Source organism: Agarivorans sp. D1326, from assembly GCF_056958115.1.
On the sequence record NZ_JBTWEN010000001.1, the window covers coordinates 468,606 to 480,783 of the forward strand.

General features: G+C 37.7%; 12 protein-coding genes. All 12 read right to left on the reverse strand.

Features of this window, described 5'->3' with window-relative positions; translation table 11 throughout:
• Positions 1 to 457: 457 nt before the first annotated feature.
• The gene (locus ACYFDN_RS02085) at positions 458 to 964 is read right to left on the reverse strand and encodes an acyltransferase (RefSeq protein ID WP_483509840.1); all 507 of its coding nucleotides are present in this window, start codon (positions 962 to 964) and stop codon (positions 458 to 460) included.
• A complete protein-coding gene (locus ACYFDN_RS02090) occupies positions 961 to 2,052 on the reverse strand; it encodes a glycosyltransferase (protein WP_483509841.1) in 1,092 nt (363 codons plus the stop codon). The genes ACYFDN_RS02085 and ACYFDN_RS02090 overlap by 4 nt, the downstream gene beginning before the upstream one ends.
• Positions 2,030 to 3,370 carry a hypothetical protein gene (locus ACYFDN_RS02095; protein WP_483509842.1) on the reverse strand — a complete coding sequence of 447 codons (1,341 nt, stop codon included), beginning with the start codon at positions 3,368 to 3,370 and terminating at the stop codon, positions 2,030 to 2,032. Before ACYFDN_RS02095 ends, ACYFDN_RS02090 begins: the two co-directional genes overlap by 23 nt.
• A gap of 13 nt (positions 3,371 to 3,383) precedes the next feature.
• Positions 3,384 to 4,154, reverse strand: coding sequence for a glycosyltransferase family 2 protein (locus ACYFDN_RS02100; protein ID WP_483509843.1), 771 nt, complete (start codon positions 4,152 to 4,154; stop codon positions 3,384 to 3,386).
• Positions 4,135 to 5,394 (reverse strand): hypothetical protein, encoded by a 1,260-nt coding sequence (locus ACYFDN_RS02105; protein WP_483509844.1) that lies wholly within the window; start codon positions 5,392 to 5,394, stop codon positions 4,135 to 4,137. Before ACYFDN_RS02105 ends, ACYFDN_RS02100 begins: the two co-directional genes overlap by 20 nt.
• Positions 5,384 to 6,598, reverse strand: a complete 1,215-nt coding sequence (locus ACYFDN_RS02110) for an oligosaccharide flippase family protein (RefSeq protein WP_483509845.1) — start codon at positions 6,596 to 6,598, stop codon at positions 5,384 to 5,386. The genes ACYFDN_RS02105 and ACYFDN_RS02110 overlap by 11 nt, the downstream gene beginning before the upstream one ends.
• Positions 6,595 to 7,272 (reverse strand): hypothetical protein, encoded by a 678-nt coding sequence (locus ACYFDN_RS02115; RefSeq protein ID WP_483509846.1) that lies wholly within the window; start codon positions 7,270 to 7,272, stop codon positions 6,595 to 6,597. The genes ACYFDN_RS02110 and ACYFDN_RS02115 overlap by 4 nt, the downstream gene beginning before the upstream one ends.
• A gap of 14 nt (positions 7,273 to 7,286) precedes the next feature.
• On the reverse strand, positions 7,287 to 8,522 hold the full coding sequence (locus ACYFDN_RS02120) for a nucleotide sugar dehydrogenase (protein WP_483509847.1): 1,236 nt from the start codon (positions 8,520 to 8,522) through the stop codon (positions 7,287 to 7,289).
• Positions 8,523 to 8,737: 215 nt separating this feature from the next.
• Entirely contained in the window at positions 8,738 to 9,682 is a 945-nt protein-coding gene (locus tag ACYFDN_RS02125; RefSeq protein ID WP_483509848.1) for a Gfo/Idh/MocA family protein, read from the reverse strand.
• A gap of 9 nt (positions 9,683 to 9,691) precedes the next feature.
• Entirely contained in the window at positions 9,692 to 10,672 is a 981-nt protein-coding gene (locus ACYFDN_RS02130; protein WP_483509849.1) for a Gfo/Idh/MocA family oxidoreductase, read from the reverse strand.
• Positions 10,673 to 10,713: 41 nt separating this feature from the next.
• The gene (locus ACYFDN_RS02135; RefSeq protein ID WP_483509850.1) at positions 10,714 to 11,487 is read right to left on the reverse strand and encodes an oxidoreductase; all 774 of its coding nucleotides are present in this window, start codon (positions 11,485 to 11,487) and stop codon (positions 10,714 to 10,716) included.
• A complete protein-coding gene (locus ACYFDN_RS02140) occupies positions 11,488 to 12,177 on the reverse strand; it encodes an acylneuraminate cytidylyltransferase family protein (RefSeq protein WP_483509851.1) in 690 nt (229 codons plus the stop codon).
• Position 12,178 lies beyond the last annotated feature (1 nt).

Consider the following 12,178-nt stretch of genomic DNA (forward strand, 5'->3'; position numbering starts at 1 on the left):
GGACAACTGAAACAAGTTACCATGAACGTTCAATTTCAGCGGCAAAAAAACTATAGAAAAACTAATTAGAGATAAGTTGAATCCACATAATTACACTGTATAAGTGGGGGAAAATGATAAATAGTTTCGGATAGCTAAGTAAGGTAACTGGGTAGTTAACGACGCTAATCTTATGTTGCGCCTTAGGCTTGGCTAGCTTGAAAACGCCAGACACGTGTTGATTAACCACTGACAAATATAACTATATTGAATTTTTATACTTCAGCGCACCCCATGGAAACAATAACGGACGGCAACCTGACTAGCCTGAAAAGCAATGTGGTTAGAAACAAACTAAATATTTAGATAACTAGAAGTTTACCGAACAACGAAATTAATACCTTAAAGTAATAATAAAGCTTTGTAAAAGCTCATTATTTCATTAAGCTACCAAACTTAAGCCTTCGTTACAAACTCATTATCGTTTTCTAAGCAGCTTTGCAGGAACACCTCCTGAAATACAAAAATCGCTAATATCCCTATTAACCACAGATCCAGCTGCAACTACTGCGCCTTCTCCTATTGTAACGCCGGCTAAAATTGTGCAGCTACCTCCTATCCAACAGTCGCTATGAATTACTATCGGCTTACTACTATATCCTGAGTACTTAATTGGTTCTTTCCCGGATACTATATGACTCCTACCCACTATTAAATTGTTAGGTGCTATAAGCGTATTATCACCTATTAGCACTTTCGAATTTGTAGCGCTTATTATCGTATTTTCACCCAAATAACAGCCGTCCCCAATCGTAACGCCTCTACAGTTGCTAACAATAACTCCAGGTCGTATAGTAACATCTCTACCGACTTTTGCTCCTGCTATACGCAGAGAAATGACTCTTGACTCATAAGCTATTCTGCTGAACTTAGCTTTTTTAAATATCAAAACAGCAAAACCTAAAACGTAATAGATTAGTCTCATAACAGCCCTTTCAAATCATTATAAACAGTATTACTTACACATGACCAACTGAAGTTATCCAACTTAGGGAAGTCTCTATCTTCAAGGCTACTGTGGTGAAAAAACAACATTGCTTCTTTAATTGAGTTAACAGAGCTTGGTTGAACAAATTGAATCGACTTACACTCAGGAAAAAGAGAGTATATTCCCTGACCGAAGGAACAAATAACAGGACAGTGTTTAGAAAGTGACTCCAAGTAAACTAAACCAAAAGTTTCGAAAAAAGAAGGTACTACGAGACAAACCGATGATGTATATAATTTAGCTAAAGACTTCATATCCAATTTTTCAATTAAAACAGTACCTTTCAAGTTGGAAGCGCTAAATCCGGTACATTCTTTAAACTCTTTAGCCCCTCCCCCTACATATGTTATTGAAATATCATAACCACAAGATGCTATTGCTTGGTGAGCTAACACGACATTGCGAAGGTTTTTATTCTCATTAAATCGACCGACAAATAAAAAACCGTTACGATTAGCAGTTAAACTTAAATCTAATGACAAATCCTCGCAACTATCTAACCAAAAGTCGTTTATTCCGTTAGGCCATAGGTATGCTTTCTTTATCCTATTCGCTCTACCATTCATAGCATAGAATGATTTCATGTTAGCGTTTGAGACAAAGCCTACTGCTGACGCACTTTCCAAAATAAGATTAAAAAAAGGCCTGTAAAACGGAAATTTTTTATAATAAAAATTTATATCTGTATTCCTCACTTGAAGCACGTAAGGTACATTGAAAAAAAACTTTGCTAGATAACCAATTGCACCATCAACAACCAGCGTATGACAGAACACTAGCTTAGCATCCTTAAAAAAAGCCCTCCTAATAGAAAAGATAAAAACCCACATCGTTCTAGCTAGTAAAAAGAACCGTAGCAGCCGTGAATATTTGCAATAGTAAACACCTTTATTCTTTCCCTTCTCCTGCTCATGACTACCGACGAGCACCTTTACTCTAGACTTATGGTGAATAGCAAAGTTTCTTATTAGATTATCATGCACTTTAGAATCATAATAATACTTACAAACGTGAACTATCGTCACTACCAATATCCTTTATTTTTTTAGTCAAAAGATAAATCGCAATACTACACATGCCAACTGTTAAAACCAACCTATAATCAAAAAATGCTGTCATGAACTCACGGACTGAGTACTTAGAAAAATAAAAAGTCAGATAAATAAAAAGCACCCCCTTCAACCTTGAATAAACAACCAAGGACAGAACTTTACAAACGAACATTATGTAAGAAAAAAACAAAAAGACCAAAGGCAATCCAAATACATTAAAGTTGGCATAGAGCTCTGCTATTAGTGAACTTGGATTATTATATGCTAAATCGGAATCTAGCTTTCCATTCATATATCTCCAGTTCCACTCTGCTAATAGAAACTGTTCATGCTGCCCGAATGTGTACCAGGAAGGCACGGAGCTCCCCCATAAAGCACTAGACATGTCAAAATAGGAATAAATAATGTAATGAGGCAGTAGATTCCCGACAGTAAATCTTTCAATAGGGTAGAAAAAGTATATCTCGCTGTTCCCCATAAAGTAATATGCTAATAAAGAAGCTAACGCTACTAAAGGAATCCCCAACTTTAATGCTTTAAGATATTCGTACCTTTGATTATTTTCATAAAAACAATACACTATATAAAAATAGAAAAATATAATGGAAATATAACCTTTTGAAGTGTTTGAAAGGTGCCACAATGTGATACCAAAGAAGAACAAAAACGATAACAACAAGTAATACTTCTTTTTATGCGTAAAACCTAAACAAAGAAAATACAAAGCAAAAAACTCAAAGGCAAAAAACAACACATTTAAATATTGCAGGCGAATACCAAATACATATGCTCCTGACGTATACAACTCTAGCCTGGTATCACGCGCGACACCGGCATCACCGGTCTGCAACAAAGCTAGTAAAGCTGAACCATCTAATATTCTTTTTAAGGCAAAAGTATAAAGCAAAGCGATTAAAGCTAAACATACAAGCTTTCCCAACTGAGATAGTTCTGGAATTCGAATATCTAAAAAAGCTGTTGAAGAATACGACCATTTTTTAAAAAAATTTGTCGAGCAAAAAAACAAAAAAACAACGGCAACGATCGAATTACTAGCGGCTATAACAACAAGGGCATCAAGATCTATATTTCTTAGCTGTTTAAAACTATCAAGACTAAAATATAAAAACGGAAGGCCTAAATGATTCCTCAAAAAATACATTATTATAAAGAATGAAACAGGGTTAACCATCTTTATCGCTCTAACTCCATTCACCTTAGGAAAGAGAAGTGCAAATATAGAAAGAAAGTAAAAACAAAAAAATAAAAAGCTCGCAAGATAATAGTTCAAAAACACTCCTAACTTATCTATACTTCGCCAAACCGTAAACAGCCCAAACAGCTACATTTAACATTGACCTAACAACACTATTATTAGCTACATCTCTGTTTATGAAATATTGGTATTTAATCAGCTTAATTTTATTTGAACTTATTGATTTCTTTCCTAGTCTGTATGTAGCTAATGTCGCGTCATTCGGATGTGAAGGTCCAGAATGAACTAAATAATGGTAAAAGAAATAGAGATCATTACGTGCTCTGTAGTTACCAAACCTCACATCTTTTTTCAAAAACTCACTCAATCCCAAAAAAGTTAAACACGATATATCACACCCTCTTAAAATACCTTTGCTAGTTACGACTCTCGATGGGACAAAGGGGGCCATAAACTGGCCTCTATTTTCTAGATAACGCTTGTAACCTGAAAAACAAGAATTTAAATTATTTTTTTCAATAAAGGACAAGCTATTTTGAAGAAAGTCATCTTGCCATATATCATCTGAATCTATAAACGTAATATATTCTCCAGAAATATGTTTAATACCAGTGTTTCTTGCGCCTCCTGCCCCAGCTACTTCCATGTTTTTGAGAATTGTCACTCTAGAGTCTGTGCAAATCTCTATCAATGCTGAATACTGCTCAATATCCGAGCCGTCATCGATTATAAACCACTCAAACTCACGATATTTTTGGGACATAACTGAATCGTATGTTTCTTGGAAATACTTAATAGAGTTTTTAAACGGCGTAACAATACTAACTAAACCACTTTTTTTATTTACCAATTCTTTCATTTATAAAACCCGTAATGCACTTTTCATATTTCGTTAAATTTTTAATAGTAATTGTATCGAGTCTCTCAAAATTTTTCATGTAACTAACGAATAAATCAAAATCACCAGTAGCTAACAGACTTGAGTCATGAAAATAAGTGCAAGCCTCTGAGCCATAGGCTATTGTTACAATTCCGCTTTCATGGGACTCAACTAAACCTGCAGACCACTCTCCAATACAGCAACTAGCATAATCGAAAGCATCCTCAAGCGAGCCGTGATCGTGTACGTATACGTTTTCTGCTTTATCCAAAAAGTCTAAGTTGGGTTTAGATAAACCAAATGTCGGGTGAGGCCTCACGAGATAGTTATAGCTGCCGTTCATACGGTCCACAAGTCTAGGGAACCAACTTGGAAGATCTAATCCACAGATCACTAGCACAACAGGCTTATCGCTCTCAAACGATAATTCGTTTTCTTCTTTTGGCAGAAAACTCCAGACTCTCCCCACGTTTACAGCCTTATCTTTTGAGAGTTGGTTATTAATCATGTCAGCATCTCTTTGTGACCAGCAAAAAAAATTGCTTGGTAATATATGGCTGCTAACAAGTTCAAGGTCAACATAACACCTATGGTTATTTGCTGCAGACAAACCATGTTGAATGTCAACAATAGTGATATCGAGCTCATGCGCCACAGATATTATAGACATACTTCGTATACCGTACCAATTAGTAATAAATACTACCTCAGGATTAGTTTGTTTTAAGAACCGTTTAAAAAATAAGCGGTAAACGTAAAACTGAATCTTATTCTTATAGCCAAACTTAGACAGGTAATCTTCATAGTTCGTAGCACTATAACTATTTACTTTTGCATTTAGTACCCTAGACAGTACCCTAGACAAAAAATCCACAACAGATACGTTAACATTAACTACACAATTTGATTTGTGACTAAAACAACCTACTTCGTTATCTTCGAAGTTCACATACCTCAGTGAAGTATTAAGTGATGATATAGAGTCAGAAAACTTATTGAATGAAACTCCATTTTTTTTTACCCTGCTAACACCATATGTGAAAAACACAACATCAGCTTTATGCCTTTCTTTACAGAACAGTAGGTACAGAATGTCAGAAATCGAACTAATTAAAGCTCTCACCCTTGTTTCTATTTTTAAGTTTGTTTTTTTAAGATCGGAACATGCACTATAAGAGCGAAACAAAATTTTATTTAGACTATTTAACTCATCTTTCATCACTAGCCACCTTCATAGTTGTCTCAATTGATAGGCGGAGAAGTATAACCAGTGACACACTTGAAGCTACTGAAGCGTAAGCAACACTCTCAATACCATAGCCCGAGAGGAATATAACTGAGCCAACATGTATAAACGAAGACAGTATCGTACAGATACTAAGCTTTAAATTTTCACCATGGTACATCAAATACCCACCAATAATATAATAAGGGATAGCCATAAAAAAAGAGAAAACGAAAATTGGAACATAAGTATGGATATGTTCAAAACCCTCTCCAAGAATGATGGAGTATAAGCGAGAAGGTAGAAGACTTGCGGCTCCGCCAAACATAACAGGCAGCAGTAAAGAATATTTAGCCAACTTAACTAGCGTCAAAATTGTAATATCTTTACCCTTTAGTCTTTCATAATAGTAGGGCATAAATGCCTTATTCAACGCCATGAGTATTACACTAACAACAGAAGAAACTTGAAAAGCAGTATAATATATCCCTAACATGCTAGCTGAAAACATATCGTATATTATAATTCTATCCAAACTAGTTTTACCAAAAGATGCGACACTGTGTAGAAGCAAGGGATAGGAAAACACAAATATATACTTCCAATAGTTAATTAGTATCTTGATACTATTTTTTATCTTTCTTGAAAAGAAAACAAAATAACATAACATCACAGCAACTAAAAAATTACTTAACAACAGCCAAAACAATCGAATTTCAACACTTGCGGACTGGAGTTCAAAAGCCATTATAGTACCAACTAATGAAATAGCATTAACAACAAGTTGAATAACTATATAGCATCTAGGATTCTTTTGGCATTGGTAATAAGACAGCCCCAAAGAAACAATCGAACTAAACAATGATATAAGTATGCAATAGTAATATTCAATTGAAAGAGATAGATAAAATGCAACCAGTAATGACACAAAAGAAAATGTAATACTATGAATCAACGACGTCTGAAATATACAGCTAATATTTCTTTTTCCTTTGGTATAATAATATCTTGCGAGGGCACCGCCTTGGTTAAAACCAATATAAATTTGAAACAAAACAACTAAAGATAAGAAAAATGAAAGATGCCCTATTCCTTCAGAGCCAAGCTTTCGGCTGAGATAAGGGAGCAAGACAAAGGGCATAGCTTTTGATATCAGCTCTCCAGCAACATAGATCATGCTGTCCTTTAAAATTCTCATTTAAAAAAAATTGCCTTTATTTTTTCATAAACTAAATCATGCCCTTTATTGTTCAAGTGATGATTATCGTCCATCACATACTCATCAACTTTTACACCTTTATATGGGTCAATCATATTTAACAATGAACCTAGGATATCATTATATTTATTGATATTAGCTGTCACTCCTGGGTTGTAGTTTTCATAATCAATTGTTGCAGGCGCAATACTTAAAGCATAGATTTCTGTATCAGGGAAACATTCTTTAAATTCACTTATATTTAACTGAAACTGTTTTGGGGTGACATAAGTGATTTTTCTATACTCAACAATTTTCTTTCGATACATTGTAACTATTCTTCTAATCAAGTTTCGTACTATAGGTATGGATGATACACATCTCAACTCATCGTACTTTAGAGCTCTTGGAGCACAGTCAACAATTCCAACTTGTAGTATTATAATGTCAGGCTCATAAGCTCTAAAATACACATTAACATTTTTTAGAAGCTCTTTACTTGAAAACCCCCCCCTACTAAATAAATAGGTACTATAGCTACTATTTTCATTAGATATACGGTGGGGCCAACATTCTTCTCCAGCGAGTTTCTCGGGAGTTAATCGAGGAAGCCCAAGAGAGTCAGTTATTATAAGAATTTTTTTATTGCTTTGCCTACACTCAGATAAAACCACTAAACTCACCGAAGTTAAATTAACCCTTTAAAATCATAAACGTATTGAAATTCACGCTCACGAACAAACTTAATAATATCCTCATGCCCAACAGCCAAAATTAAAACCGTATCTATAGCTCTATCAAGGTCATTGAGAATATCTATATTATAGTATTCTTTAACTTCACTTGGACATGCCCAAGGGTCATAAACACTCACATTAAAGCCAAGATTAACTAAATTTTTGTATAAATCGAAAACTTTAGTGTTTCTGATGTCAGGACAATTCTCTTTAAAGGTAAATCCCATAATGCTCACGTTACAGCCTACAGGGTTGATTTTGTTCCCAATAAGTTTGGCCAAAAAGTCATTTACCAGAAATGAAGGCACATTGTCATTTATCTCTCTAGCAGTTCTCATCAAATCTGGTATATAACCTGATTTTTGCGATTTGTGAAGAAGATAGTATGGATCGACACCGATGCAGTGTCCTCCGACCAAGCCAGGGCTCAGCTTCATAAAATTCCATTTTGTTGAAGCAGCCTCAATGACTTCATGAGTATCTATATCAAGAATACTGAAAATATGATGCAGTTCATTGATCAGTGCAATGTTCACATCACGCTGTACATTTTCAATAACTTTCGAAGCTTCTGCTACTTTTATAGAAGAAGCCTTATGAGTACCGGCTTCAATGATAGACTTATAAAGTGCATCAACATAGTCAGCAACCTCTAACGTAGAACCACTAGTTACTTTCAAAATATTAGTAACACGATGCTCTTTATCTCCTGGATTAATGCGTTCTGGTGAGTAACCAGCAAAAAAATCTTGGTTAAACTTTAATCCAGAGACCTTCTCAATTACTGGAATGCACTCTTCCTCAGTCGCCCCAGGGTAAACAGTTGACTCATAAATAACAACATCATTTAATTTAATCACCTTGCCTAAAGCTTCAGAAGCTTGCATTAAAGGTGTTAGGTCTGGTTGTTTATGTTCGTCAATAGGAGTAGGAACTGTTACAATAAATACATTACAGCCCCTTAGTTCTTTTAGCGATGTTGTATATGTAATTTGAGTCGCTTCTGCTAACTCTAACTCAGTACATTCTAAGGTGCTGTCTTTTCCTGAGCGTAACTCATCTACTCGCTTTTGATTAATGTCGAAGCCAATAGTTGGTCTTTTTTTACCAAACTCTATTGCTAATGGTAGACCAACATATCCTAAACCTATAATACCAACTTTAGCATTTGAGATATCAAACTGCATTTTATCTTCCTATCAATAAGACTTAATAATATTATTCTGAGAAAAACAAGCCATGAATCTAGACGTTTTCTCTAGATAAAACCATACTAATATTTTTATCTTAAATTTAAATTTATTAACCAAAAACACAACACTTAGGTTAAAATTTAAACCTACCATTTAATGTATCCATTCATTATAATCCACTTAGGTCATAAAGTACTTCACTAATAACCTTAGATTGTATAACCAGCCATTCGACTGTAGAGCTTGATATTTTTCTTCTGTTCTTCTAGAGAACAAAGATTGCTTGCATCACCTTTTAGAAATGCTTCGGTCTGCTTGTATAACCCGGGCTTATATTGAGAATCTAACGCGTCATTAATTTCAATAGGCTCAATCGCAACGCTACCCAGTTTCTGAATTTGTAACTTTTCCATTGGACGAAAAATCAAGCGATGTGCTGAAGTCAGAATTTCCACACTCCAACGTCCAGGAGCCCCCCAGTTACCGTGATAAGAAAATAGCGCGCCCGAGTCTGAGACACCAGCACCAGAGAAGTTGTATGAGCGCTCATGCCACTCTTCGCTACCACTAAAGAAACAGCTTAGCTGCTCAGGGAAACCACCAAGGTGGAATGCCATGTCAGTTACGTGAGTGGTGTTCGCAAGGAACCAGTTCTCTTTCACGCCTTCCGCTTTTTCTAATTTCGCGATCACATGCCCCCACTCCGTTAGTTCGAAGTTAAAGCTCTGAACGCCACCATCTTGCTTAATTATGTCCTTCGCTGCGAGCAGCGATGAGAAGAATCGGCGGTTGTAAGCGACATAAACCTTAGCATCATGACTTGCCGCGTAGTCAGCAAGCTCAGCGATTTCTTGCGCATCAAGACCGGCTGGTTTTTCTACCAAGATGTTTTTCACACCGTGATCAATCAATTTGATGGTTGTCGGCGCTAGTTGCTCAACGCCTGTGGTTACAATACCAAACTCGAACGACTTAAGGTCTTCAGACTCACAAAACTTATCCAACCCACCAATAAAAGGGCTAACGCCAGTCGCTTCTTGAAATTTAGCCGCTGAAGCTTCACTGCGTCCTACTACAACAAAGTCATGCTCCAGGCCATTAAGGACTTTCGCGTACTCTTGTGCCATCGGTCCGGCACCAATCATTAATATCATTTTGAAACCTTATGTAATTGGGACTAACTGTTCTAGTTCATTGCGTGCGCTAGGGTCGAAAATTGGGACAGCTTTACGTAAGAACTCTTCGTGCAACATGTTTGAGGTTGCCAATGGCGTCAACTCACAGTCTTGTTTGTTGATTAAGTCCAATACGACTTTGTTTGATAACTGACTTTGGAAGAAAATTTGTAATGGCGACTCTTTTACCGTTTCACCATCTTGATCAAGCCAACGTACCGCACCTTCACGCTCAGAGAGTTCAATGCGCTCACCGTCAATGATGACCGAAATATCGACCATCACCTGACCGCTTTCTGTCTGGTCACACTGAAGAGAGAGCTTGTGCTGGCCGGCTTGAGCAGAGAGTCCACCAACGATCTCTTTGTAGCCTGGGCGCTTGCTATCAATAACGCTAACATCATCTTGGAAAGCCAGCTCGTAGTTTGAGAAGCCCGCGAGGTAGTTCCACAAATCAATAAAGTGGATAGCGTTACATCCTAGCCCCCAGTTGCTTCCCGTCACTTCTAGAGCAACAGATTGAGCGCCTTGATACTGCTGCGCTAGCGCCAGATATGCTGGGAATTGTCTTCTCGGGCAGTTCACCCAAGTTTTCACGCCTGCGTTTTCTAATATTTTCTCTGCTTCAACTAGCTGTGCTACCGATTGGAAAAGTACTTTTTCCAGAACCAGGTATTTAACGGTCAGCTTTTCTACCAACTGCTTCACGATACCTAAGCGTACAGCAGCGTTTGTCGCCACAATCGCAACTTCTACGTTCAGTCCAGCTATCGCTTCCATGTCAGTAACGTACGTCACCTTTGGAGAAGTCTCCTGAGCAACCTCTTGGTAACGCTGTTTAGCAACATCAAGTGATTGCTCGGACGGGTCTAGAACATAGATGCTGAACTTGTCATCCAATTGCGCGAGTGCTTGAAGGTGTCGGCTGCCCAACTGACCTGCCCCAATAATAAGTAAATTGTCTTTCATGTAACTAATGCCAATCTAAGTTTTAAATTCTGTGTTGCCGTTTATAGGCTAAAGCCATCATCAACCACGATGTTCTGACCGGTGATGTACTTTGATTGCTCTGATAGTAGGAACAACACCGCACCAATCACGTCATCAACATCTAGCATGCCTGCGCCATGAGTTTTCTTTTTGTAGGCTTGTAAGAAGGCTTCAGGTTGATGATCGAAAATGCCACCAGGGCTGACGCTATTGATGCGGAACTGACTGTCGTTCACATAAGCAACCACATACTTGTTGAGATGTTGAATCGCTGCCTTAATTGCCGCGTACTCCACAGGCATGGTCATCGGAGTGTTGTCATAGATATCGAACTTTGGTGCAACTACACCATAGATAGAAGAGATGTTAACGAGTGAGAACTCTCTGCTATTACGCTGAAAATAAGACGCAGCTTGTTGAGAGAATAGAAAAGCACTGCCCAAGTGCAATGATAGGTTCTCATTGAAGCTTTCAAGGCTTACATCGAAGAAGTGTTTTCCGTAAGTTGCGTTTCTTGGGTATGTCGCGTTTACAGCACCATCAACATTAGCATCCAACTGGGCGAAGAACTGCTTAACATCGCTTTCATCCGTCACGTCGAGCGTATGGAATGAAATTGCTTCAGCGTTAATATCACAGCCTAGGTTTTCAATACGCGCTTTCATGCTGTCGACATTAATATCCGCAGCAATCACTCGTGCGCCTTGTGCAAGCACTTTGGTTACGAGCTTAGAGCCCAATAGACCACCAGCACCAGCGATGAAAATAACTTTATCTTTTAATAAATTATCCACTTAAAGACCGCCTTCTACGATGGCTTCTGCCAGTTTAAAATCATAAATATCGTCAATATCGACTGCTCGATCTTTTGGCACTTCGATACTTGTCACTCGCCCTGCGAATAGGCTTTGGTTTTGTAGGATATAACTTGGTGAAGTGACATAAACAACCGTAGTGATGTCAAAGGCGACAGGGGCATCTTGACGACGAGCAACGCCGCCTTCGATAAGGTTCATCAGTTGCACATCACCAGCTTCGTCTCTTCGAACCATGTTAAAGTATGGGCTGCGATTTGAAGGTGTGATACCAATACAAACATCCGCATCACTATCCGCTATCTGCTTAATTGCACTTTCTACATCATCAACACTGCGCAGAGGACTGGTTGCTGGCAGACTGACAAAGCGGTCAAACGAGCCATAGTTATCAGTAACCCATTCAACCGCGTGCATCCACGAAAGCCATTCAGGGCTGGTATCTGACGCAAGCTCAGTGGGTCTTTCAATCAAGATTGCATCATTTGCCAAAGCAACCTCAGCGATCGCCGCATCATCTGTTGATACAAAAACTTTGTCTATCGATGAACATGCTTTCGCAACATCTATGGAGTATTGCAGCAGGGGTTTACCGGCTAAATGTTTAATGTTCTTACCAGGCAACCCTTTTGAGCCGCCTCTGGCAAAAATAAAAGCATGGTTTTTCATT